Raw genomic sequence first — 24,670 nt, 5'->3', positions numbered from 1 at the left:
CCATAAGCAACCTTCCTTCTATACTTAGGTGCAAAAACTATATGATACTTACACTCCCACTTAGTGTGTGATAAACTATTCATGTCCATCGGGGACTACCTCCTTTGTTATTTTACTTGGCTGACGAACCATAGTAATTCTAGCATTGGAGGTATTTTTCTGTAAGCTGAAGCATTTTCCCACCACCCGCAAAGCAGGTGGTTTTATTCTTTTTTCAAAATCTTTAATCTCATTAAATGACCAACTTAACAATTTGAAAAAAGAGGGCCTTGCCCTACAATAAAAAAGGAGCTTGTCTAAATTCAAAAGACAAGCTCCTACATTTCTACCAGCAGCTAAACAGCTACCAGTAATATTTCATATAAATCAGGCAACCACAACTATAAGGGTCAGCCCAATTATTAATTATTCTTATAAAACTCCTTCACAACCTCAATAACCTTAGCTCTGTCCTCGGCAGTCAAGCCATAGTAAAGAGGAAGACGAACGAGTCGCTCACTTTCCTTGGTGGTGTAGACGTCTTCGCCGTGGAAGCGACCGTACTTCTTACCAGCTGGTGAAGAATGAAGTGGGATGTAGTGGAATACCATCTCCACGCCGTTTTCCTTGCCGTACTTGATGAGAGCGCTGCGCTCTTCAAGGTCCTTGCACTTGAGGTAGAACATGTGAGCATTGTGAGTGCATCCCTCAGGGATGGTTGGAAGTTCAACACGTCCTGCGTCAGCAAGCTCCTTGAAAGCATCGAAGTACTCATTCCAAGAATTCATTCTGTCGTTGAAAATCTCATCTGCTTGCTGGAGCTGACCGTAAAGGTAAGCTGCGTTAAGCTCTGATGGAAGATATGATGAACCTGGCTCAACCCAAGTGTATTTGTCAATCTGGCCACGGAAGAACTTGGCACGGTTTGTACCCTTTTCGCGGATGATTTCAGCCATCTCAGCGTTGGCCTCGTCCTTGATAAGAAGGGCTCCGCCTTCACCCATTGAGTAGTTCTTTGTCTCGTGGAAGGAATATGCGCCGTAGTCTGCGATGGTTCCGAGAGCCTGTCCCTTGTAAGTGCTCATTACGCCCTGGGCAGCATCCTCAACCACCTTTAGGTTGTGACGCTTTGCGATATCCATGATTGTGTCCATCTCACATGCAACGCCAGCATAGTGAACAGGCACGATAGCCTTTGTCTTGTCTGTGATGGCAGCCTCAATCTTTGTCTCATCGATGTTCATGGTGTCTGGTCGGATATCAACGAACACAACAGTTGCCCCACGAAGAACGAAGGCATCAGCTGTTGAAACAAATGTGAAGGATGGCATGATAACCTCATCACCTGGCTGAATCTCACAGAGAAGTGCTGCCATTTCTGTGGCATGTGTGCAAGATGTTGTAAGAAGAACCTTTGGCGAACCAGTCTTCTCTTCAAACCAAGCGTTGCACTTCTTGGTGTACTCACCATCGCCGCAAATCTTGTGCTTTGAAATTGCATCCTTTATAAAATCAAATTCAGTTCCCACATAAGGTGGAACATTAAAAGAAATCATTTTCTTTCCTCCTTATACACAGGCGAAGTCTTTTAGCTCACTTGTGTAAATCTATTTATCATTTCTCATGTCATCATCATGTCCCTATTTTATCAGGAACATAACAATAAACCCAAATATGTAATCTATAATACCACTAAAACAATAGAATCCAACTAAAAATTCCTAAAGCCCATTATCACAAATCAAGTAATAGTTATACTTTTATGATAAATCTTGTATTATCATGGGGCTTATTTATCGCAAACCAGCCAAAATCACTACTTTTGTGATAAAAATCAGGCTTTTTCTTCAAAATTTTATCACTGCACCATTCATAAACCTAAATAATCCATTGGTTGTGTGATAAAAAATAACCATTTTTGCTCTATTTTTATCAATAGACCCTTTAAAACAGTTGATTTTAGGCTATGCCGCGATAAAACCATAAAACCATGAAACCCAAAAACTTTCTAGTATTAACTTAAAATTCACCATGAAAAATCTAGCATCACAAAGAATAGCCTAGCTTTTTCATATAGCATATCAACTTAATCCATTTATTAATAAGTTGATTTATAACACACTTTATCTTACAAAATCAGCTAACCAAAACCTTACTCCGGCAAATATTTCCTAACATCCCCGCACTCATCCGCAAGGATAAAATATCCGTATCTGGTAGAACTGTCAGTGATTTCTGTAGTTAAATCATCTGCGATTTCGTACTCTACGAGTTGGTCAGCGCAGTCGCGCTTCACTTCCTCAAGAAGCTTTGCGTCGTCTGCGTTCATGATGTATCGAATCATGGCGTAACCTTTCTTGGTAGGAGTGACAGATGGTTCCTTGCCAACAGCCACGTCGATTACCGCCTTTACGAAGTCGATTCCAGTGGAAAGCTGTACAAGGCTGCTTCCGATGCAGTCGCCACCCATGCGGGCGCCGATTTCGATGATGCGAATTCGGCCGTCAGCGTCAATCTTCAACTCAGAGTGTGAGGCACTGTTTGTAACCCCAAGGCTATCCAGCGCATGGAACACAACCTCACGCACTCGACCAACTACATCAGAAGACAATGGCGCTGGTTCCAAATGAGCCACCTCAATAAACTTTGGTGCCTCGGTGGTATACTTACGAGTGATGGCAAGCAAGTTGTGCTTGCCGCCGAAGGTAACACACTCCACACTATATTCAAGACCAGTGGCGTATTCCTCCACCACAACAGCCTTCTCAAATCCACATTCAAGAGCATCGTCGATAGCTGTCTTAAGGCCTGCCATATCCTCCACCTTTGTGACGCCGCGGCTGCCGGAACGATCCAAAGGCTTTACGATAACAGGGAATTCAAAATTCTTATCCTGGCATTCTTCAAAAGAAGAAACGCGGACACTCTTTGGGCTTGGGTCTCCGTTTTCATCAAAGGTCTTTCGCATCTCCCACTTGTTGGTGGACTTTAACATGGTGTCCATGGAATTGCCAGGCAAACCAAGCTCGGTCGCCACATAGTTTACCGCAACAGTGGCCAAATCAGAGGCGATGGTGCAGATGCCATCAGGCTGAATCTTTCTGCACTCCTCTAAGATAGCTTCTTTTTCAACGATGCTGATAGGATAGAAATGGTCAGCGAGAGCCTCACCAACATCGCCTGCAGCCCAGGCGAACACGTGGGTCTCGTAGCCCAATTCTTTGGCCTTATTAATAAGAGGGACCTGCAAATACGAGGCCCCAATGATTGCTAATTTTTTCATTAGTCTTCTTCCTTATCATTTAGAATCTGTCGAACAACGTACTTCGGACGATTCTTGGTCTGAACGAAAATATTGCCCACATACAAGCCAACCACGCCGATGGTCATGATAATCATGCCGCCGATGAAGCACATGATAGCCGCAAGGCTGGTGTAGCCAGGGTCAATATCGATTACAAAGTAACGAATTATGGTGATAATAATTCCAATGAAGGAAATAAGTGTCATGCCAAATCCTAGGCTCACGACGAAGCGCAAAACCTTGTCTGACTGGGATGTAAGAAGCTCCAAAGCCATGTTCACGCGCTTCTTGAATGTGTATGAGCTCTCTCCCTCGAAACGGGCATTGTGCTCTACATCCAACGCTGTGGTTCTGAAGCCCAGCCACTTGATGTACATAACGTAATCACGATATTGTTCAGGCATCTTGCAATACTCGTCGATGACCTTGTGATTCACCACAGAGAAATTACAGAGGGCGCCGTCGTAGTGACCGTCTGTAGCAAAATTGTAAACCTTATAAAAAAGATTTGACCAGAAAATCTTTATCTTGGAATCCTGGCGCTCTGCGCGGCGGGCAAAGACAACATCGTAGCCCTCCTGAGCTTTTGCATAAAGTCGTGGAATCTCCTCTGGGCGGTCCTGAAGATCGCAGTCCATAACTATGACCCACTCGCCAGTGCAGTAATCCAAGCCTGCAAGCATGGCATTCATCTGGCCGAAGTTACGAGACAGCTCCATGCCCTTCACGTGAGCATCCTGCTGGCAAAGCTCCTCTATTACCTCCCAGGAATTTTCTGGGCAATTATCATTAACTAAAACAATTTCATAATCGTCAGTCATGGCGGACAGAGTCTCTGTCAATCTGCGGTGTAACTCTGGAAGAGCAGCGCGGCAGCCATAGACTGGAATAACAACTGAAAAAAGCATGATTTTCTCCAATCAATTCACGAAAAACTTCGGATATATGGTAGCACATTTGCAAGGATTATAAAACTTTTATTTGTGAACTCTGGATGGGTTTGAGAGCCTGAGGCTATTACCAGACATAGGCCAAGTCAAAAAGTCCTATTTTCTCTTTGCGATTAACGCTTTCACCTTCTCCACTGCCTTCACCTTGTAAGCCACCACACAGATGGCAATGAGCAGAGCAAGGATGACGCCAACTCTCACAAAGATGTTTCCGTATATCGTATTTGCGAATATGCTAAAGGTTACCATCACCACCACAAGACCGTAGATGAACTTGTAGTTGTAGTAGTGGTCCATTTTTATCTTCTTTACCACGTGCATATGGATGAGCAGCAGCACCAGGTATCCCACCAAAGTGGTGTAGGCTGCAGCAAGATATCCAAAGCGTGGAATCAACAGAAAGTTGAGGCCAAGGTTTACCAGGGCGGCGGTGGCACTGGCGAAGGCCATCTCAACGGTGTGCTTTTGAATCTGCTCGATGTTTACAAACATGGTGTAAAGGAACTGGAGCATGCATCCCATGGCGATTGGTGGAAGCACGTAGACTGAATCCTTGTACTTGCTACCGCCGAAAAGCAAGATAATCTCTGGTGCAAATAGGATGACCATAAGGCAAATGCTGACGCCGATTCCCACATAAAGATATGAGAACTTGCGAACCTTTGCGTGGGCATCCTGCTCCACCTTCTCACGAAGCCATGGCGAGTAGGCAGTGTTGATTGCCATAAGAACTACGATAACAATGCTGCCGCAGGTGTAAGCCACGGAGTAAATGGCAGTCTTTTCGTTGCCGCACATCTTTGTGATCATGGTTTTGTCCATGCTGTTGAGCAAGGTCATTGACAAGGAATGTGGAACGTATGGCAAAGCCAGTGGAACTGCGTATTTCCAGTAGCTGGTCTTGATGCCGTGAGCGCCCTTTGCGAAATAGAAAAACAATACAAGGCCAAACAGGAAGGTTGGCAATGTTGTACCAATGATTCGACCAAAGGCCTTTCCCTTCATGGAAAGCACCAAAGCCAGTGCCAAGCCTGTGTTAGCAAGAGCGATTATGATGCTGATGGCTGTGGAGGTCTTGTAGCGGAACTCCATTCGCTGATAAGACTGAAACATAGACAAGATGCTGGCGCCGATGCTGGATGCCAGAATCATGTAAAGGTATTTCATCTCCAGGGTGGTCCATGACATCAGTGGCTTTCTGAAAAGTGTGAACAGCACCAACCACAACAGGGTTGATAAGCACATAAGCACAGTCATGGAATAGCTGTAACGCTTTATGTCTGACTTGTAATCACCGTAAGCTGACATGAGGGTAACACCAAGATTCAAAGTGACAAACACCGCAAAAATGCTCTGCCAACTACAGTAGTTGTTGTAGATACCATACTCGTTGGTGCTCATGATACGAGTGAAGATTGGTGTCACGATGAAATTTATTCCGTTCAGCAAGATGGTAGAAAACAAATACCAAAAGCTGGATTTCAAAAGGATTGCAAGACCCTTATTATCTGATTTTGATTCCAAAATATTTCCTCCAAGTAAAACTATAGGCTGTGGCAAGAGCCACAGCCTTCATTATAATTCATTTATTTATAATATGCATCTAAATATAATTACTCCTCACCAGGATACTCTAGATATGCCTTGTTATTCAACACATCAAAACGTGCTATGGGTTTCTTTCTAACCTCAAGTTTTTTTATCGCAGCTTCTACCGCAGCAGCTGCTCTTTTATCCATTTCCGCATCATTTTCAGATATGAAACCGTTCTTTAACAAATATTCGCTACTAGCATTTTTTCTAGCAATTTTTACATTCTTCTTACTAAATACTAAAGACACGATTATCCCTCACTTACAATCAGGTCTAAACAATTTATTACATTCATAGATATTGTGCAACCTACTAAAAATACTATGAGTTTCTCTTTAAATACTCCGTAAATGACGCTGCTGGAAGCTTTCTGTTTTTAGCCAGCATCTTATACCAAATAGTATTTCCATCAGCTTCACTTATCAGCCCCCTATTCAATGCCTCAAGCAATATGTGTCCTGTATCAATATGCTTAAGTCCATACTTAGCTATATAAGGAGCTATGTCTCGATAGTTGTTACTAGCCAAGATGCCATTGAAAGTTTTTGCTAGGGCTATACCTGCTGCTTCATCTTTACCGATCTGCTTTCCATCTACACTTCCATGTACTAACTTATTGTACAAGTCGAACTCATCTGTTCCTATTTCCAACTGTTGAATCTTTGCCGTACCATCATCTATCAACCCATCTGCACGTCTCTTAAGATGAGGAATAGCAGGATTGCTTAATTCATCATATACAGGTGCAGGAAATATTATTTTGCCCCCATACAACTCATGCAAAATATTTGTGTCATTAATCCAAAGGAAGGCGGATATACAATCTGTATCAAAGAAATACTCATCAGTCATTAAGATTGCCTTCCTCCTCATCTAAGTTGTAAACAATGTCTGCTCGATAGCCATCTAACAAGAGTTCTTCTTTTTTGCCATTTGATATGACACCTTTGTTAGCCAACTCTTCGACTTTACGAATATACTCACCAGTAGTGAAATATCTTTTATTCTCAGGTGATGGTTGATATAATTCTTTTCCATATCCTAACAAAGCAGCAAATCGAGAAACTGTAATCTCGCGAAACTCGGAAGCTGACTCAGAATTGATAAAGCCATCTTTTTCCAACCTGAATAATATAGCCATATGACTGACTTGATAAAACTGCTCCACATGAATCACTGATTCTAAGTTCCAAGTATCATGATTTCTTTTTGATATCTGATAAAGGGCATCGTAAGGCATCAATAAGTAACTAGCAAAAATATCAGCTTCTCTTTCTGAGTCCGGCTTGTCATCTCCCATACTCATGTTACATATCACCTGACCTTCAATATCTTCATAGAGGATGTGATAAAACTCATGGGCGAGAGTAAATCTCTGTCTGCCATATGAAGTTGATGAATTAATGCAGATTACAAAATCATCATCCACCTTTGAGCACATTCCACTGATACGCTCAGATAAAGGATATTTCAAAACTGTAATCTTCATATCTCGCAGGCCATTGACAATAGCGAATATATCTATAGGAGAGTATCCATCCTCGCCCCACATTCTTCTTGTCTCTAATGCCAGTGAGTTTAATTGTTGTTCTGATTTCACTAACTACTCTCCAATCATCTTATTCATATAGCGAATATTCTTTGCTAGTCTGTTCACAGCTGCAATGCTTTCTAGATCCTCTGTCATAATGCTATTTGCTCTAAATGCAAACTTGATAGGAATATACTCATCGCTGACTCCAAAAAGATATTCCTCTGTGCAACAGAAAAGACTGCAAATCTTTTCAATCAAAGTGACATTTAGCACCCTTGTGCCATTTTCCAATTTGGTAATCATACTTTGGTCTACACCAAGGTACTTTGCCATTTGTTCCTGAGTTAACTTGCTATTCTTTCTTAATTCCTTCAGCCTATTACTTTGAATATTTCCTTCCATAAGCTGCCCTCCATTCTAACTATTTATATTATAGAACCTTCTTGTCATATTTTCAAGTAGATTTATTTTGAAAATATGACAAAACAAAAAACATAAAAATAAGACTATGACAACTTGCTTGATCATAGCCTTATATTTTATCCATATTTATGATTACACCTAAACTAAGCTCTCATACTTCGCACTCACCTTACCCCAGTCCAGAATCTCCCAGAATTCCTTAATGTAGTCTGGGCGAAGATTCTTGTATTTGAGATAATATGCATGCTCCCATACATCAAGTGCCAAGATAGGTGTCCATCCCTTGCCTTCTGAAAGAGGATTGTCTTGGTTCAAGGAATTAGATGCATGAAGTCCGCCATCCTTATCTACTGAAAGGAAAGCCCAACCTGAACCAAATTGCGCAGCTGCAAGCTTTGAAAGCTCATCTTTGCAGGCTTCCAGACTTCCAAAAGCTTTGTCGATGGCCTCTGCAAGCTTCCCTGTAGGAGCCTTTGCAGGATTTGGTGAGAACATCTCAAAATAAAGATTGTGGTTGTAATAGCCACCGCCCTGATTTCTAAGGCCTTTTCTCAAGGTCTCGTCAGCAACGGCGTCAAGATTTGCAAGAACCTCTTCTGCTGGCTTGCCAGCAACCCCAGCTTGCTCTGCCAAATCGTTGAAGTTCTTTGTGTATGTAGCATGATGCTTGCCATGATGAGTCTCGATTGTAAGCTGGTCGATGTGTGGCTCGAGAGCATCTGCTGCATAAGGCAATTTGATTTGTTCGTACATTTGAGTACACCCCCTTATTATTTAATCTTTGTTTTATTCTCTAATCAATTACATATCCTACATTTCTAACAGTGCGAATCCCAGCTAGATTTACAAGAAGGTCCTTCATGGTATCAATAATTCCAATATCCAACTAGCCATCATTTATCTGAAAAGAAGTAACGAAAGAAAGCATATTGCAATTCTTATTACTCTAATCGGTCATAAAAATGTCCCGTTCACACAATCTTCTCGAAGTCCGCCTTTGGATGCTTGCAAATAGGACATATAAAATCGTCTGGCAGTTCCTCCCCAACATACTCATATCCACATATGCGACAACGCCAAACCGTCTCACCTTTTGGAGTGGTTCCAACAGCCTCAGGCTTTGGTTTGATATTATTCTGGTAATATTCGTATGTTGCTGACGTCGTATCTGAAAGGACAGTCATAAATGTAGGCTCACAAATAAACAAAGTATGGGAGCCCAAATCAACTGTTTCCATAACCTTGAGCGAGAAATATGCATTGGTCCCCACTACAATGTAAGGAATCCCATTATCCGCCTGATGATAGTTAGCCTTTGGATACTCTTCAAACTTATCAACATCACGACCAGATTGAAATCCGAAATGCTTGAACAAATCGAAAGAAGCATCCTGACTGATGACAGAAATGTTGCATGCGCCAGTCTGCTTCACCATGTCGTGGGTGAAGTTCGCCTTGTTAATAGCTATAGAAATACGATTGGGTTCCGATGCAACCTGAATTGCCGTATTGATGATGCAACCATTAGCTTTTCCATCACGTACTGCTGTGCACACAAACAACCCATAGGATAATTTATACATTGCCTTTGTGTTCATCTCCGCCATAGCATTTTCTCCTTTCGATGTTGTTGCCTTAGCCCCCTCGCCTTGCATCTTAAGTTGTTGACGCCTAGTTCTGTATTCAATTATAGGCAAATCTGCCGCCACTAGGTTTTCACCCATATACAAATCTGTGGATTTTGGCATCTGGGTTTCAACTACCTTCTTATCCTGCCGTTCAATAATCTTGTTGGCTCTGCTTCCCAACCAAGCTATTGCTTTATCTATAGGCTTTAAACCCGTAATCCTGTTATAAAATCTCAGGGCAATTATAGCATGCTCGTCATCCACAGGAATAAAAAATGCCAATATCTGTATTTTATCTGTCACATGATTCAGCCACATGTTTGGAAATTTAAAATTCAAATTTGTGGATTTGATTTCCGAATCCATCGATGGTTTTGGCGTCTGACCAACATCTACTTCATTATCAGCACTAGTCCTAAAAGTGTTCTCATCGAGCCATACAACCTTAGGGCCATTGCATAAAGTTCTATTACCTTTACCAATAGTATTGTAATGAACAAATGCAAGATGCGAAACGTCTAACTGGTTCTCAATGACACGTGAATAATGAACATTCCACGCATCCTCCATATGGTCATAGGTATATGATTCATTAGTGATGATACTGAAATAATCAGGTTCTTTTTCAGGTTCTTTGTCCCCATACCATGCAAAAATAATCCCACCAATTTCTCTGGTTGGATAACTCTTAAGATGAAGCTTATCATAATCATCAATGGAGGCTTTTCCATTGGATGGAACATAGGTACATGCTCCAGAACTATCATATTCAATTCCGTGAAATGGACATTTTATATGATTATTTTCTAGCCTGCCTTTTCCCAGAGATGCGCCCCTATGGGCACACAGAGAATTCACACAAGCCACATTCCCATCAAGGTCTCGAAAGAAAATAAGATTCTCCCCGAATCGGCGAGCACCAAGGATATCATTCTTTTTAAGTTTGTGTGATGAAAGAACTGCATACCATTGATTTTTAATCATAGTGTGCTCCCCAAAATAGTTTACAAACTGATAATCATTTCTCCGTCAAAATTGAATAGCTGTAGATTTTATACTTCATTCAACTTATATTATACTCATCATTCGTTTATTTTACCATTCCTATTATATTCACGATAGAATTATCCACAAGCACCGTAAATGCTCCACAGGTTTTACATTGATAATAGGACTAGAAAGGGGATTAGGCTCTCTCAGAGATGATGCCAGTGCCATTTACAACAACTATATCAGGCTTTTCCTCGGAAATAGCTGAAATAGTTTCATCCGAGTTTACTCCTTGCTTGTAATAATACCTAACGCTATTCTTATAGCCCTTAACCAAAAAAATTGCCCTATTTGCATACCTTTCAACTACGTAGGAAACAGTATTATCTATTGTACTTGTAATTACTAGTATTGTCTTCAAACTATATTTTTTAATTCCAGTTCTTCATAAGTATTGTCAAAGAATGTATCAGGATTATTTTTATAGTTTTTCTCCATCTAAAATTCCATTACTTTTCAACGCATTATACACCCCATCATAGGATTCTTCTGGAAACTCATGAAGATCTAAAGGCAACGAATCAATTAAGTTGATATCAGACACAATTTGTTCTCTTTTCTTATTGTTATGACAATGAAGCGCCTTATCAATTAACACACTAATTGTGCGCTGTTGGTTCTCAATGTAATCCATATTTGTGGCAATTGTTTCAGACATCATATTGTCGATTTTTTTCTCTAGTAACTTTAATTCATACTCACGTATGTTGTATTTATAAGAGTTTCCATGTCCCTTTGATAAATATCTTCTAAATAGAATCACTGCAAATATAAGAATAATGAATATAACCCAAGCTACCGTTTTAACATCATTGCTGTTCTCATTTATTATTTTTTCGTAGAACACTGCAGCAATTAAAGAAATAAACCACGCTGCAATATCGTCCTTTTCATGAACAGGCCCATTAATACTATTTTCAAGGTCATTTTTTCTTTGAAACAAAACATCCAAACGGCCATCTGCAATATACTGTTGGATTTCACCAGATTCTCCATAAGCTGCATTAATAACAACTATCATTCTCAGGTAGCTATTATTTGTCTCGTTCCATGTCTTTAGAAACATATCAATTTGACGAAACACTGGTTCATCTATACCCTTATAATTCTTAGTCGCAGATATTATTGCTGATATAATTCCCCCAATAATAAAAACAATGCATACTACCATAAGTAATAAACTTCCTGCATACACTGTCCATGATGCCACCGGCAAAATTTGCTTTGGTAATATGGATTTAAAAAGAGAAACAACAATTACAATCGGAAAATATATAGCTGCAAATATTATGATTATTGAATTGATATATGCTATTATTTTTTCAACTTTCTTTTGCATATTCTAGCCCCCTCTGTGATGCCTATTCAACTATTTCCACACATATATGCTCAATCTTTATGTAGTCCATTTTCTAGTTCTCCATCTCAATTACATATTTCACCTTTAACTTCGAGCATCTATTTTGAGGTATTATCCCCTCATGTTGCAATCGTCCAGCGACAATACCGGGATGGATTCCTATAGAATTAGCAAATCTAATTATTTCTTCATCTGATGTGTATTTTGTTGGTGCAAACTTTCTAAGAGCAGCTGGAGGGATTAGATAATTTGTTGCAAATTTATCTGCTTCCTCCTCTAGCGCTTCATTCTTGCTAATCATTTCGTTTTCAGAATAGCTAATAAATGTTGTTTTTGTTTTTCTTTGAAGTACATGCTTGATTTCATGAAACAGTGAGAACCAAAAGATATCAGCGTCTAACCTTCTATTATTCATTGCTAAAACCACTCTGTTCTCATTCACCCATTTAACAGCACCATTAACACCCGAGTTTTTCAAACTTGGCAACAACACAAATGCCACGCCACATTCAGCAAATATCTGATTCATTCTAGGTATAAATTCTTCTGGTTCTTTTACAGTCATATCTCTTATCTCTGATAAATGAAACTTCAATTTTTCAGCATCATATTTGTCTGTTTCAATTTTTTGAGAACAGTTGATGGCAGTTTGAACCCATGCTCTAGAATTAACAATATTTTTTTCGTTTACCTCGCTTATTCCTGTTCTACAGTTGACCAAAAAATCAGGCTTTAGCATGATTCTTAAATCTGCCACTTTAAGATAACCACATAAATTTTCTATCTTTTCATTAATTGATTTTGCTTTTGGCAACCCAGCGACTTTCATAAAATAACTATAATCAATAAGCCTTGCCACAGCTTGCTGTTTATCAAAATCTTTTTCCTTTTCTATCTCGATAAGTTTTTGATCGTAGACATTCTGTAAATTCAACCAAACCTCTTCGCTTGTACCGAGCATAACTGACAATTTTTTTGCCAAATCATTTGTGATATTTGTTTGCCCATTTATTAAATAGCTGAGGGTCTTAGTGTTTGTGCCCAAGCGAGTTGCAAACTCGGCCTGAGTAATCCCCATGTCTTCTAATATCTCAGAGAGATAGTAACCTGGATGAAACGCTATTAACTCTTTATATTCCGTTATGCTACTCATAATGCACCCACTCTCTTTTTTGCTACAGAATTCTTATACAAAATTTTCATAACATCGTTCTTTCTGTTTTGATTACCCTTTTGGTAATAGAATTATAACATCTATTATTGCGATAATCAATTTTAATTACCAAAAAGGTAATCATTAGATAAAATTAGCAGTTGCAATATAAGCAACTGCTAATTTTATCAATCTACTTTGCGATTCCACAATTCATCATCATACTTAATTATTTCTCCGTATTCAGCCGCACATGGTTCTACAACCTTTCCCTCGTCAATAGTTACGCAAACAGGCTCTCGTCTATCCTCTTCAGATATACATATATATTTATCTCCAAATATATAAGCTCGAGTGGTATTTATTTCTTTTAACTGGATATCCTTTAAGAAAAAATGAATGTAATTTGTATACAATATTGCGTCTACTGTAGTTCTAATAGGAATCCACTGCATTTCACTATCGTCAAATTTATAATCGTTTTTTAATCTTGCCTTAATATCTTCATATTCGTTGTCATTTATCTGCCATTCGCCTATAAGATAATCTAGAAAATTAAGGTTAAGCAGTTCAGCTTCTCGTAATTGCATCTTTAGAAATCGATAGTTATTCTCTGACTGTCTTATATAATCAACAAAACGTCTCAACGGAATAACCTCTAACAGAAGAGTCCTAGCCTTCTTGGCCACCTCGTATACCTGTTTGGCCAATGCTGTATAATTCTTATTTTTAATTTTCATCTTAGCTTCAGATAATTCATGGTCATTAAATACTATGCACAAATAAGGATTTACTATACCATCTCCAAAATGATTCTCTAAATTAAAGTTGTTATTCGCCCTATTTAAATAGCATAAATATATATCACCTATAGATTTTATTCCAATATATTTATCACCAAATTTATCAAGATATAATGCGCCATTGTATACTATATTTAAGTAGTTCCACGCATTGTTTGCTATACTTTCAATTCTATTGAGCCAATCCCATTGAAAGTAATTATCAGCTTCAAAGTTCAAATACACTGCATAAAAAGCCTTTAAATCATAGGTCAACGTTCCATTCTTTTCAGCAATAATAATCTCCTTTATTCTTGATAACATTTCATTTGTATTGTATAGGTAATTAATAGCAAGTTCCCCGAAATAATCTCCTAAAGACTTTTCATTTTTCTTCAACTTCATAAAAAAAATATCAGTCAAAATATCATAATCGTTTTTACCTACAGAATTCTTTATAACTGTGCTCCCTACATTATGCTCGAACATACTCAAATTCTTATATTGCTGAGGTATTTGGACATAAGCATCCTCGTTTCTATTATTCAAATTCGAGTACTGCTCAAGTATTAATTTAGTTACCCCTGGATTCTTTGAAATATCTTTATCATCATTAATCCTTACACGCACATGAATAAACTTATCCAACTTGTCATATTGAGGTTGAACCAACGATTTTCCTATAAATTCCCCGTTATCATTTGTCATACCTTGAACACTTGGCCTTATGCAAATATCACTACTCTTATCCAAAGTGATAAGACCTATTATTCCTTCTATCTCCGAAAATTCATACAAGAAGTTCAGAACCTCATTTTTAATATCCGTTCTATCCGCATCCTCAACTATAATAACTATATTTTTTCGTCCAGATACTTTAAGCAAGCTTTTGACTTGATTAGCAAAAACAACTCTTTCCTGATCTATGTTAACGTAGGCGTTGCTACTATTTAAGTTAGCTGATATTTTTACAGGTTGTTTTATTTCAAACATTACCGCTAAAGCAGACAAAAACCCAGCTTTATTAATAAACGAAACTTCATACTTTGAAAACAAATCATCAAAATAACGCTTAGTATAATTAATGATATTGTCAACACCATTTATTTCCAGAGCACTTATTTTAAAAACAAAATATTTAGGTCCAGCTTTTCTTTTTGCCCAATTGTTTACTAATGCTTTAATTACACTTGATTTTCCACTTCCAAAAGCCCCTATAAAACCAATATTAAAACTTGCTTTGCTTGTTTTTCCGTCGATTAGTTTTACCAACTGTTCATATGCTTCCCTCTGACTAGTAGTCATTCTAGTATTAACATCAAAAGGTTTTTCAAGATACAAACTGCTATTAGGAGCAATTGCTTGTGCATCATTGTAATCTACATATTTAAGAGAAATATAATCTATCAAGAGTAGCCATAAAACAGTATTTACCATAACCATTAGTTGAATATGACTATAGGCTTTATACAATGCCACTACTTCCACAATCATTCCGCCAAACTGAAACAAAATTGCATTCTTTTTTATGGCCAAATAGATAGTATTAGGCTGCTGAATAAACCAAGCAACAACAAACATTATAATTAAAGCTACAGATGCCAATACAGAACATTGAAAAATACCAAGAGGTGGAATATTATCCACTTTAAACATATCCAAAAGTCCAAATATATTTATCGTAAACTCTACAGCATAGGCCAATACTGCACATATAGAGTATCTTAAAACTTTTTTCGGTAATACAGACAACAAATTCTTCATTATCCCATCCCCCCATATATATTGATTAGGCTTCCTTTGAATATTACTTACGCTTACATTTATGCACCCTGTCAACTAATACTTTTATTATTCTTTATTATATTTTTTCAACAACGGAAACAATACTCAGTAAATGCCCCACATCCTCGTATATTTCATCAAATCTAAATACCGCATCGAAGTAATCTTTTGCCTTAATATCCTGTTTATAATATGGATTCACCAACTCACTTATCTTCACGCATCCTAACTTATATGAATCTCCACAATATAAATCGTTCTTATCCGGAACAATTGGAACAAAAACAATATTACAATGAACATCCGCATATAAAGCCTTTACTGCATTATGTACATTTGGGGTTCATAATACCCATTTCTAAATACCTCCTCTAAATACAAAAAAAGAGACCTTGCAACTTGCGCTATATTCATTATCTCACTTTCCTCTTCCATACCAAGAAGTGAGTAGAACCTATCAACACAAGCTCTGGCCTCTTCAATATTATCCATATTATGATTTATTATGCTTTCAAACTTAGAAGTTCTCATGATTGCTATCTCCTACAAGCTCATAGAAGGCAGCTTTTACGCTCAGTACGTTGTCAATATTTTTCGCAAGTTCAACTAACTTTTCAGCAATTTTTTTCTGTCCCTCAGACAGATTTCCAGCATAACATAAAGCAACATTACCAATGTAATTGCCTTCGTTAACTGACAACATCTTAAAATCACCTTGCAGGAAATAAACACAATCATGACCTAAAGCATTGGCTATTAAATCCATTTCTGCTTCAGTAACAATCTGCTTCCCAGTTAAAATTCGTGATAACTTATTAGCGTCAAGTCCAGTCTTCAATGATATATAATTCTTTTTAATTCTTTTTTCGGACATATAAGCGTTAACATTTTCTGTAAATCGACTCATATTATCCACCACACTTTTCTCATTTTCACTTTGTACTCTATTTTCATTATTTAAAAATTTTATTCGCATATATTAAGATTGTATACCCATTTTATGTTTTTCAACAAATGCTTTCATTTTATAAAACTTATTATCCCCATCAAAACAAGAACCTGTCCGAATCTTCTAGCCGCATTCTTGAATACTCTTTCATTTCAGTTCCTCATATTCTATTTTAGTTTTCTCTCTATATATTTAAGTTTCTTCAAGGAACTCAAATTCTAATTCAAGAAGTCAAATAGGAACTCAAATCGCTTTTGAGTTCTATTTCACCTTCCTCGCCGGTACCCCCACATAAGTCCCAGCGACCTCAATATCCTTCGTCACCACAGCTCCTGCGCCAATCATGCAATCATCGCAGATGTTGATGTTGTTGCTGACCACAGCGCCGATGCCAAGCCAGCAACGAGAGCCCAGTTTTACTGTTCCGGCGGTATGAGCGCCCACTGATACGTGGGCGAAATCGCCAATCACATTTTCATGGTCCACCGAAGCACAGGTATTTACGATGCAGCCGCGGCCAACAGCTGAACCCGCATTGATGACCGCGCCAGCCATAACAACAGTTCCAACTCCAATAGCCACATCGTACGCCACCACCGCACTAGGATGAACCAAAGTCACGACTATACAGCCACTCTCTACCAATTGATTTTGAATACGTTCTCGGATTGCAGCATTGCCAATTCCTACCACAAAGTCGTAGCCGGAAGCTGCCAACTCCGCAGCCATGCCGCTTCCGCCTAGCACCTGAAACTCACCTACAGTCTTCACTGCAGGATTGTCATCCAAGAACACCACCTGGTCGTAGCCTAACAACAAGGCTATATCTGCAATCACTTTTCCGTGCCCGCTGGCACCTATTATCACTAACTTTTTCATTTATTATTTTACCATTCCTATCCGGCCCCTCCGGGGCCAGGTCTGCCCGAGCTCCCCAGACCACTCGCTCACGCGAGCATGGAGGGATTATAATCGGCTATCGCCGATGACTGCAGGCGCTATTTCCCATACACAACCTTCCCAATTAACTTCTTCGTCAAAGGCCCCTCTACTAAATAGAACACATACCCAGCCGCAGAACAAATCACAATATTAACAAGTAACTGCACCAATCTATTATCCACAAATGTCACATAATTCCAAACCGGCACACAGTAATACAGCTTCTGAAATAAGAAGATATTGTAGGAAGCAAGTCCAAGCTTTGCTAAAACACTGCAGTTAAATAACTTTCCAAATGCCCATGCCATAAATGGAAATACAAACATTACAGCCATCATTGAGGTTCCAGTCCAGTATCTAATGATGCGAGGTTCGTAGAAACCGTATCTAGTCACTACAATAAACACAAAAGATAACACACCTAGCGCAATCCAAAACCACATCTTAACCTGCTTTTTACCAATCGCGAGGAAGCAACCAAATGCAACAACAAAAATATATCTGAACATTAACAATCGATATACGCTCTCTGGCATATTAAAAAATTTCTGGATCAATTCAAAAACAAAGTTCAAGCCCCAACATAAAATCAAACCTATAAAGTCAAATTTCTTCACCACAAAATATATAACGGGAAATATTAAAACCAGCTGTATCATTACAGGGAAATAATATCCGCCTGGTCCATATCCACCTTTTGCAAATCCAGAAACAACATCACCAACCGATGTCACATTTCCAACCAATTTTTGAAAGATAACCTCTGGTACAAAAAGGATTGCAAATGGAATCGTATATCGTATGAATCTATCCAACAGTAAACTCACAGAATAAGCTGCTTGCCAACTTTCAACCTTCTTTTTGTCATATGATAACGTATAAACGTATCCTGTAATTACCATAAACATTGGCACAGCCATATCAATCCAAAAAGGATACAGGAATTTTAAGTTCTCACCATCTTCCAAAGGAAAATGAGTGATAATAATCATCAGAATACATATACCCTTTATAATATCTAAAGTTTCATTTCTCTTATTCACAACATAACCTCATTAAAAATCTATTCTTATCATTAGCAATACACAATCAAGAACAATAGTAACCAATTTCTACAGGCCTATTTCATAATCTTGATATAATTACATAACAACCTAGTGCCATCCAAGGATTTCCTTCACAATCCTCTCTGCTCCATCAGTTGGAAACTCGCCCATTGAGGCAATCTTATCTGCTCTCAAAGAAGCATCAGCTATATACTGATTAACTCTTTCAAAAATCTCACTTATTAATCCTGCCTCTCCCAACGCCCTAATGTCACCAACATAATCCATAAGGTCCCTAGTAGAAAATGCTTCCGCTCCAAGGATTTGATTATCAGCAAGGACATAGGTAATAGTAGGAGTCTGAGTTGCAATCAACTCATACAGCGTACTGCCTGCAGCACTGACTGCAATATCACAGTTTTGCATGAGAGCCACCATATCTTTCACATTATACTCAATCTGAAGAACATCATTACTCGAAGCTAGTCGCTCTATCTCATCTTTGTCAGTGTTCATAGCTCCAACCAAAAGGTGAACTCTAACTCCATCAGGAACAATCACAACTCCATCAACAAGGCTCTTAACAATCCCCAAAGCTAAATGTTCAAAATCCGCTCCACCAGTGGAAATAAGAATATCAGACACACTCTCATTCATAACTCGATTAGGCAGTCCTCTAAATTCTTTTCTGATTGGCAAATATTCCGGTCCAAGTAATAACTCAGGCTTAGCAACATCACCAGTAGTCGCACCTCTCAAATCTAAATTACCAGGTTCCTCCAAATCAAGATTAGCCACACCAGTTGAAGCAATACCACCTTCTCCATAGTACAACTTCAGATACTTCTCACGACAATCCGGCGCGTACACATTATAGTTAATAAGATAATCACAAGGATAGGCAAACTTCAGCACATCATCCATATACACTAGCTTGCCGCCAACAGAATGACAATAAGATTGCAACGACTTCAAATACTGCGAAGTAACAAAATAAGAATCCACAAATATCGCATCCGGCTTTTCCTCCTCTATCTCACCTTTTAAAAATACAAGTTCAGACTCCATTTTCATGAAGTCTGAATTAATTACAATATTCTTTATTCCTCTGCTTTCTATCAAACTAGAAAGCTCATTGCCTGCAGTATAGAAAATCACATCCTCTCCAGCATGGACAAAAGCATCAGCTATGCTTAAGCATCGCATAACATGCCCTGCTCCCACCTGTGAATTTCCATCTGCTCTAAAAAATATCATTTATATAATTCCTTCCAAAGGAAAACTCTATCTAAAAGCTCCAAAAAACAAATCCAAAGCAAAAATCAGACAAAGCTCCTCAAAACAGCATCACCATTAATCATCCCCAGAAACCGTAATTTGAATCGCCTCATCAAACGGCACTCGAATATAATCTATTCCTTTTATATCTGACAACTCTTTGGAATATTCCAAGCCGCCATAAGCCTTCTTTGCAATTGATGTCCAAGAAACTAATGGCACAAAAAGCCCCAAAAACTTCGATGCACGACGATTCAATCCAAGTCCAGATGCAATTGCAAGCATCAACTCGCAAGCACTAACTGCCTTGTCATCTTGTGGCATGAACACCCCTGACAAATCACGAACAGTCGCCTGGAAAATAAATTCAGAAAGGTTATCTATATAAATCACACTCTGATGAACATTATTATAAGCGTTAGGAATAAGAGGAAGTTTTCTAACCACCGATGCAAAACCTGTGATGTAACCGCCTCGACATCCTTTGCCATACACATTTGGAGGGCGAACGATAATCACCTTAAATTCCTCATCAGACAGTTCCATAAGCAACTGCTCAGCGTCATATTTGCTCTGGCCATACATGCTCTTAGGATTTGGTTTTGTGTCTGCATCGATAACATTTGGCGATAATCTTTTATCAACTCCAAACACGCCCATGGTGCTGAGGAAAACAAACTGTTTTACACCACATGCCTTTGCTTCTTTTGCTATCTCAACTGGCAAATCAACATTAACAGACTTATATAAATGCCAATCTGTAACATCAGGCCTATGAACTATGCCAGCTACCTGCACCACAACATCGACATCTGAAAAATCAACATCGTGCCAAGCACCATCTTGAGCCTCTACCTCAAACGCCTCATATCCATCATCCTCTTGAAATCTATCTCTGATATGACTGCCTATATAACTATTCTTTCCAATAATCGCAACTTTTTTCATTTATCTTATAAACCTAATAGTTTCTTTCTATCTTCAAGAACCTGTCTAAAGAATTCTTGCTGTTCAAAGCCTTCTATTGCGAATGTCCTTCCAGCCTGTCCTAATGCATCCAAATCTGAAACCAACATTTTTCTCATAGCCGCCTCAAGCTGATCAACAGACTTCTTTTCAACCACATAACCTGTCTTTTCTGGAAGCATTGCATCAATTGGGCCAGGGATTTTTGTAACGATAACAGGAACTCCCATAATCTCTGCCTCAACAACACCCATTCCAAAGCCTTCACGATAGCTAGGCAACACGTAGCAATCCATAGCTGATAAGTACTGCTCCACTGTGTTTGTGTATCCCGCGAACAAAACTCGCTTTTCAGACTTTGCCCATTGGTATAACTCAGGAATGATGGTGGCATCCACCTCGCTAGGGCCAACGAACAACAGGTATGCAGATGGATTGTCTGCCAACACTCGCTTATATGCTTCAAGAAGTTCGTTTATACCTTTATCTCTTGTGATTCTTCCAACGAATCCAAACACAAAGCCATCGTCAGGAATTCCTAATTCTTGGCGCTTAGACTCTCGCCAACCATCCTTTTTATCATATTCAAATTTATCTAGCTTAATTCCACAAGCACTTCCGTTCCAAATCACAGAGCCCTTATTTTCAGGATATAGCCCCTCGGCGTGTGAGAAGTTCAGATTACTTTTGCTGTCAGGCTCAACCCAAGTTGAGTTTGAGCACACGTATTTTTCAACAGCCTTGAAGATTTTCCTCTTAATACCACTGAAGCCAACAAAGGCCATTCCCCACTGGCAATATAGCCTTACCGGAATCTTTGCAGCCTTTCCTGCCATTGCCGCATAAAGCGACGCATTAGGTGTAGAGTACTGAATTAAATCAAACTTCTCTTCCTTAAAAAACTTCTTCATTTCGAGCATTGCCTTTATTCCAGCAAAGCTTATTCCTCTTTCCATAGAAATAGGATGAAAATTAATATAGTCTGGTAGCATCGCTTCAAATTCAGGATCAGGATTACAAACAAATGTAATATCCCAATCAGTATGCTCATGAATATATTTTGCAGACTCTAATACGAAAACTCGCAAAGTCAGAGATATTGTTGTAATATAGCAAATCTTTTTCATTCCCATATTTTTCTAGTTCCCTCTTTATCTAAATGCATGAAGTCTACAAAATCCTTATCTGTCAGACCTAGGCTTCTTGCATCATAATCGCCAATTATCTTTATATTTCTGGACTCACAAAAACTCCTGAGATATTCCTCCGCTGGCGCAAACCCAGGATTAGTATTTTGATCATATATATACTGACACTGAGTTTCACTAAATGGTGCAATATAAATTGTGAGTTCCACTCCTTGCCCCTGAAGATAATCAATCAGATTTTCAAAATGCAACGCAAGATTTGCATCTACCTCTTCCATCTGGTCACTGTTCTGATAATAACACGGCCCAGAAGATGTATCCTTTACATTTTTCAAACGCTCCTCACTATAGTGCTCAGATGATGAAGCGTATCTTATAGTACCATCAGGATACTCAGCAGCCTCACTTTCATCAGTGCTAACCTTGGCATTTTCTTCAAATACCTTAGAGCCCTCATTATACCACACTTCCATATTATATTGGAAATAGGCCAAGGACGTATAAGGATTCTCTGTAGAAAATCCTATCTCTGCTTTATCCCCCAAGCTTTCGCCATTTACTTTCTGATAAAATTCACAGGCAGCATTATAATACTCAGGATTTTCTTTCCAACGAGCTTCGGGATTTTCAATCCAAAATACCCATGGAGACACTTCTAAAATCACATTGGATGGCATTGCACCAAACTTGCCATCATACAAACCAAACAACGCGTAATAATCCTCTAAGCACGCTCCGGAAACACAATTGTTGTAAATATCATCAATGCCCGTAATATCCTTACCAAGGAACATGCCACGACTGCTGCCAATCACAACCGTATCTGGCATCTTTTTCATATTTGCCATAACGCTGAGCTGATAGGCGCGCTCATTGTAATTCTCCGGCTGAACGACAGCATTTCCTGATAAAGCCAAGGATGCCATCTTATTATACTCAGGCTTTATAACTGAAGCTGCATCCACAGAATAATTCACTCCAAGCAATATAGAAAAGATTATACCTGCATATATAATTATTTCCAAAAGAAAGATACCAATTTTTTTCACTCTATAACCTCATTGAAATCCAGCTATTAAAACTGGAAGTATACAAATGATGATTGACCTACATAAGCAAATATCATTGTTGCAATTATCACCAGCAGAGCGACACCTCTACGTACAAAACCATTTAGCTTAATCACTTCATCGAAGGATTTATTTCTATAAATCAGGTCTACCACAAGTAAAACAATAATAGAACCACATATTGGAATCCACTTGGTCACATCTGCCACCAACACATTTTGCACCGAGCCTGCAAAACCTACCGGATGAGCACATGCACCTGCAATGGACCTAACAGCAAATAAAGCTTCACCTATTCCAGATGCTCTAAAGAAAATCCATGCAAAGGTTACAAAGATATATACCAAAACTCCACGGACAATCTTCAAAACTATTGAATCACTTTTTATCTTTCCAAATGTATATTTCTCTGCCACCTGTCCTAGACCATGAATTCCACCCCAGAGGATAAAGGTCCAGTTAGCTCCATGCCACAAGCCACTCACCATAAATGTAATCAAAAGATTTATGGCATTTCTTAATTTTGAAACTCTATTTCCTCCTAATGGTATATAAAGATAATCTCTAAACCATGTAGATAATGATATATGCCATCTACTCCAAAACTCTCTGATGCTGGTTGAAAGATATGGACTTCTGAAATTCTCCATCAATTCGATGCCAAATAACTTCGCTGATCCTCTAGCCATATCTGAATAGCCAGAGAAGTCACAATATATCTGAATAGAAAAGAATACAGTGGCAACAAAGATGCTCGCTCCATCATACTCGCTGATGTTTCCATATACCTTATCTACAAATAACGCTACATTATCAGCTATGACAATCTTTTTAAACAGTCCCCAAAGAATTAGCATCATTCCAAGTCTGGCATTTTCAAGATTGAACATATGCTTTTCTTTCAGCTGTGGCAATAACCTTGATGAACGCTCAATCGGGCCTGCCACCAGCTGAGGAAAGAATGTGACAAAGGTTGCATATGTAATAAAGTTTCTCTCTGATTTCATATCTCCACGATAGACATCTATCACATAGCTAAGAGTCTGAAAGGTATAGAATGAAATTCCAACAGGAAGAACCAGGTCTAAAATCTTTGTTTGCAATGGCAAGAATCTCATAACCGACCATGCGAAGAAATTATAATATTTGAACACAAAAAGAACGCCTAGACTTGCCAGACTAGACGTAAATAATATTATCTTTTTTGTTGATTTGTTTTGTACGCAATCCATCCCTATAGCACTTGCGTAGCTCACCACCGTCACAAACAAAATCAAAACTAAGTACTTAGCGTTCCAGCTCATGTAGAAGTAATAGCTGGCTGCAAGTAATAAAACTGTTCTGAATTTTGTAGGTAGTGCCCAATATAGGATGAAAACTATTGGGAGGAAGGTTGCGTAATTTATTGAATTAAAAAGCATATCCTTAATAACCTATTCTTTAACATCATTTTCACGTAATATATCGCCAACCTCTATATCACAGCTAAACCGCGTGGTCTTTCCTTCAAGGCTCATTTTGATATATTGATTATCCATGCACAGTGAATCCAAAGAAATCTCTTCAGTATATTTTCCCTTTGATGTAACCAGATATTCATGCGGGCTATTCAGCGCTTCTCCAAAAAATGTCATTGTTTTATAATCCACATGCTTATCTATTTTACTTAGCATTATGCATGTAATTGTTAGAATTATTAATACAAAAATTGTTTACCTTATTCAGCATTA

At 38.6% G+C, this 24,670-nt stretch carries 27 protein-coding genes and 1 pseudogene; all 28 read right to left on the bottom strand.

Annotation, left to right across the window (positions count from 1 at the left end; translation table 11 throughout):
• A partial coding sequence (locus tag BLR54_RS13935; protein ID WP_176761962.1) for a transposase occupies positions 1-89 on the bottom strand: 89 nt, incomplete at its 3' end.
• The gene (locus tag BLR54_RS13930; RefSeq protein WP_090422121.1) at positions 76-306 is read right to left on the bottom strand and encodes a hypothetical protein; all 231 of its coding nucleotides are present in this window, start codon (positions 304-306) and stop codon (positions 76-78) included. The genes BLR54_RS13935 and BLR54_RS13930, both read right to left, overlap by 14 nt.
• Before the next feature lie 95 nt (positions 307-401).
• Entirely contained in the window at positions 402-1,535 is a 1,134-nt protein-coding gene (gene rffA / locus BLR54_RS13925) for a dTDP-4-amino-4,6-dideoxygalactose transaminase (protein WP_090422119.1), read from the bottom strand.
• Positions 1,536-2,131: 596 nt separating this feature from the next.
• Entirely contained in the window at positions 2,132-3,262 is a 1,131-nt protein-coding gene (locus tag BLR54_RS13920) for an ATP-grasp domain-containing protein (RefSeq protein WP_090422117.1), read from the bottom strand.
• The gene (locus BLR54_RS13915) at positions 3,262-4,191 is read right to left on the bottom strand and encodes a glycosyltransferase family 2 protein (protein WP_090422115.1); all 930 of its coding nucleotides are present in this window, start codon (positions 4,189-4,191) and stop codon (positions 3,262-3,264) included. The genes BLR54_RS13920 and BLR54_RS13915 overlap by 1 nt, the downstream gene beginning before the upstream one ends.
• Positions 4,192-4,329: 138 nt before the next feature.
• Positions 4,330-5,757: a lipopolysaccharide biosynthesis protein gene (locus BLR54_RS13910; protein ID WP_176761960.1), complete on the bottom strand. Its 1,428-nt coding sequence runs from the start codon at positions 5,755-5,757 to the stop codon at positions 4,330-4,332.
• A gap of 89 nt (positions 5,758-5,846) precedes the next feature.
• Entirely contained in the window at positions 5,847-6,074 is a 228-nt protein-coding gene (locus BLR54_RS13905) for a hypothetical protein (RefSeq protein ID WP_090422112.1), read from the bottom strand.
• Between the two features lie 73 nt (positions 6,075-6,147).
• Positions 6,148-6,678, bottom strand: a complete 531-nt coding sequence (locus BLR54_RS13900; RefSeq protein WP_090422110.1) for a PIN domain-containing protein — start codon at positions 6,676-6,678, stop codon at positions 6,148-6,150.
• Positions 6,671-7,426, bottom strand: coding sequence for an ImmA/IrrE family metallo-endopeptidase (locus BLR54_RS13895; protein ID WP_090422108.1), 756 nt, complete (start codon positions 7,424-7,426; stop codon positions 6,671-6,673). The genes BLR54_RS13900 and BLR54_RS13895 overlap by 8 nt, the downstream gene beginning before the upstream one ends.
• A 3-nt stretch (positions 7,427-7,429) precedes the next feature.
• Entirely contained in the window at positions 7,430-7,762 is a 333-nt protein-coding gene (locus BLR54_RS13890) for a helix-turn-helix domain-containing protein (protein WP_090422106.1), read from the bottom strand.
• Between the two features lie 159 nt (positions 7,763-7,921).
• Entirely contained in the window at positions 7,922-8,536 is a 615-nt protein-coding gene (locus BLR54_RS13885) for a superoxide dismutase (RefSeq protein WP_090422105.1), read from the bottom strand.
• Positions 8,537-8,754: 218 nt separating this feature from the next.
• Complete coding sequence (locus tag BLR54_RS15275; protein ID WP_090422125.1) at positions 8,755-9,381, bottom strand: flavin reductase; 627 nt, start codon at positions 9,379-9,381, stop codon at positions 8,755-8,757.
• 72 nt (positions 9,382-9,453) lie between these two features.
• Positions 9,454-10,395, bottom strand: a pseudogene (locus BLR54_RS15270) (Rieske 2Fe-2S domain-containing protein); the annotation flags it as partial.
• A 202-nt stretch (positions 10,396-10,597) separates the two neighbouring features.
• The gene (locus BLR54_RS13870; protein ID WP_090422103.1) at positions 10,598-10,822 is read right to left on the bottom strand and encodes a hypothetical protein; all 225 of its coding nucleotides are present in this window, start codon (positions 10,820-10,822) and stop codon (positions 10,598-10,600) included.
• A gap of 60 nt (positions 10,823-10,882) precedes the next feature.
• Complete coding sequence (locus tag BLR54_RS13865) at positions 10,883-11,800, bottom strand: hypothetical protein (protein ID WP_090422101.1); 918 nt, start codon at positions 11,798-11,800, stop codon at positions 10,883-10,885.
• Between the two features lie 73 nt (positions 11,801-11,873).
• Positions 11,874-12,974, bottom strand: coding sequence for a HigA family addiction module antitoxin (locus BLR54_RS13860; RefSeq protein ID WP_090422099.1), 1,101 nt, complete (start codon positions 12,972-12,974; stop codon positions 11,874-11,876).
• Positions 12,975-13,162: 188 nt separating this feature from the next.
• On the bottom strand, positions 13,163-15,520 hold the full coding sequence (locus BLR54_RS13855) for a P-loop NTPase fold protein (protein WP_090422096.1): 2,358 nt from the start codon (positions 15,518-15,520) through the stop codon (positions 13,163-13,165).
• Between the two features lie 97 nt (positions 15,521-15,617).
• The gene (locus BLR54_RS15015; protein WP_176761959.1) at positions 15,618-15,761 is read right to left on the bottom strand and encodes a hypothetical protein; all 144 of its coding nucleotides are present in this window, start codon (positions 15,759-15,761) and stop codon (positions 15,618-15,620) included.
• 98 nt (positions 15,762-15,859) lie between these two features.
• On the bottom strand, positions 15,860-16,072 hold the full coding sequence (locus tag BLR54_RS13850) for a hypothetical protein (protein ID WP_090422094.1): 213 nt from the start codon (positions 16,070-16,072) through the stop codon (positions 15,860-15,862).
• The gene (locus BLR54_RS13845; RefSeq protein ID WP_090422092.1) at positions 16,059-16,448 is read right to left on the bottom strand and encodes a helix-turn-helix domain-containing protein; all 390 of its coding nucleotides are present in this window, start codon (positions 16,446-16,448) and stop codon (positions 16,059-16,061) included. Before BLR54_RS13845 ends, BLR54_RS13850 begins: the two co-directional genes overlap by 14 nt.
• 303 nt (positions 16,449-16,751) lie before the next feature.
• Positions 16,752-17,369, bottom strand: coding sequence for an acetyltransferase (locus tag BLR54_RS13840; RefSeq protein ID WP_090422090.1), 618 nt, complete (start codon positions 17,367-17,369; stop codon positions 16,752-16,754).
• Positions 17,370-17,488: 119 nt separating this feature from the next.
• Positions 17,489-18,475, bottom strand: coding sequence for an acyltransferase family protein (locus BLR54_RS13835; RefSeq protein ID WP_090422089.1), 987 nt, complete (start codon positions 18,473-18,475; stop codon positions 17,489-17,491).
• Positions 18,476-18,586: 111 nt separating this feature from the next.
• The gene (locus tag BLR54_RS13830; protein WP_090422087.1) at positions 18,587-19,735 is read right to left on the bottom strand and encodes a PseG/SpsG family protein; all 1,149 of its coding nucleotides are present in this window, start codon (positions 19,733-19,735) and stop codon (positions 18,587-18,589) included.
• A 96-nt stretch (positions 19,736-19,831) separates the two neighbouring features.
• Entirely contained in the window at positions 19,832-20,704 is an 873-nt protein-coding gene (locus BLR54_RS13825; RefSeq protein WP_090422085.1) for an NAD-dependent epimerase/dehydratase family protein, read from the bottom strand.
• 5 nt (positions 20,705-20,709) lie between these two features.
• Entirely contained in the window at positions 20,710-21,855 is a 1,146-nt protein-coding gene (locus tag BLR54_RS13820) for a glycosyltransferase (RefSeq protein WP_242871261.1), read from the bottom strand.
• Positions 21,846-22,919, bottom strand: coding sequence for a hypothetical protein (locus BLR54_RS13815; protein WP_090422083.1), 1,074 nt, complete (start codon positions 22,917-22,919; stop codon positions 21,846-21,848). Before BLR54_RS13815 ends, BLR54_RS13820 begins: the two co-directional genes overlap by 10 nt.
• Positions 22,920-22,945: 26 nt before the next feature.
• Positions 22,946-24,361, bottom strand: coding sequence for an MBOAT family O-acyltransferase (locus BLR54_RS13810; protein WP_090422081.1), 1,416 nt, complete (start codon positions 24,359-24,361; stop codon positions 22,946-22,948).
• Between the two features lie 12 nt (positions 24,362-24,373).
• Positions 24,374-24,574, bottom strand: a complete 201-nt coding sequence (locus tag BLR54_RS13805) for a hypothetical protein (protein ID WP_090422079.1) — start codon at positions 24,572-24,574, stop codon at positions 24,374-24,376.
• Positions 24,575-24,670: the final 96 nt, after the last annotated feature.

Source organism: Pseudobutyrivibrio sp. YE44 (genome assembly GCF_900104335.1).
In the GTDB taxonomy this organism is placed as follows: domain Bacteria; phylum Bacillota; class Clostridia; order Lachnospirales; family Lachnospiraceae; genus Pseudobutyrivibrio.
The sequence above is the reverse complement of the archived record's forward strand: the minus strand, read 5'-3'. Positions and strand labels throughout refer to the sequence as shown.

Bases quoted from the DNA above. Each gene is read 5' to 3' on its own strand.
- BLR54_RS13845 (WP_090422092.1), bottom strand. From the start codon at position 16,448: ATGAGTCGATTTACAGAAAATGTTAACGCTTATATGTCCGAAAAAAGA.
- BLR54_RS13825 (WP_090422085.1), bottom strand. From the start codon at position 20,704: ATGAAAAAAGTTGCGATTATTGGAAAGAATAGTTATATAGGCAGTCAT.
- BLR54_RS15275 (WP_090422125.1), bottom strand. From the start codon at position 9,381: ATGAACACAAAGGCAATGTATAAATTATCCTATGGGTTGTTTGTGTGC.
- BLR54_RS13840 (WP_090422090.1), bottom strand. From the start codon at position 17,369: ATGAAAAAGTTAGTGATAATAGGTGCCAGCGGGCACGGAAAAGTGATT.
- BLR54_RS13900 (WP_090422110.1), bottom strand. From the start codon at position 6,678: ATGACTGATGAGTATTTCTTTGATACAGATTGTATATCCGCCTTCCTT.
- rffA (WP_090422119.1), bottom strand. From the start codon at position 1,535: ATGATTTCTTTTAATGTTCCACCTTATGTGGGAACTGAATTTGATTTT.
- BLR54_RS13830 (WP_090422087.1), bottom strand. From the start codon at position 19,735: ATGATATTTTTTAGAGCAGATGGAAATTCACAGGTGGGAGCAGGGCAT.
- BLR54_RS13920 (WP_090422117.1), bottom strand. From the start codon at position 3,262: ATGAAAAAATTAGCAATCATTGGGGCCTCGTATTTGCAGGTCCCTCTT.
- BLR54_RS13805 (WP_090422079.1), bottom strand. From the start codon at position 24,574: ATGACATTTTTTGGAGAAGCGCTGAATAGCCCGCATGAATATCTGGTT.
- BLR54_RS13810 (WP_090422081.1), bottom strand. From the start codon at position 24,361: ATGCTTTTTAATTCAATAAATTACGCAACCTTCCTCCCAATAGTTTTC.
- BLR54_RS13850 (WP_090422094.1), bottom strand. From the start codon at position 16,072: ATGAGAACTTCTAAGTTTGAAAGCATAATAAATCATAATATGGATAAT.
- BLR54_RS13885 (WP_090422105.1), bottom strand. From the start codon at position 8,536: ATGTACGAACAAATCAAATTGCCTTATGCAGCAGATGCTCTCGAGCCA.
- BLR54_RS13865 (WP_090422101.1), bottom strand. From the start codon at position 11,800: ATGCAAAAGAAAGTTGAAAAAATAATAGCATATATCAATTCAATAATC.
- BLR54_RS13915 (WP_090422115.1), bottom strand. From the start codon at position 4,191: ATGCTTTTTTCAGTTGTTATTCCAGTCTATGGCTGCCGCGCTGCTCTT.
- BLR54_RS13860 (WP_090422099.1), bottom strand. From the start codon at position 12,974: ATGAGTAGCATAACGGAATATAAAGAGTTAATAGCGTTTCATCCAGGT.
- BLR54_RS13890 (WP_090422106.1), bottom strand. From the start codon at position 7,762: ATGGAAGGAAATATTCAAAGTAATAGGCTGAAGGAATTAAGAAAGAAT.
- BLR54_RS13820 (WP_242871261.1), bottom strand. From the start codon at position 21,855: ATGGGAATGAAAAAGATTTGCTATATTACAACAATATCTCTGACTTTG.
- BLR54_RS13855 (WP_090422096.1), bottom strand. From the start codon at position 15,520: ATGAAGAATTTGTTGTCTGTATTACCGAAAAAAGTTTTAAGATACTCT.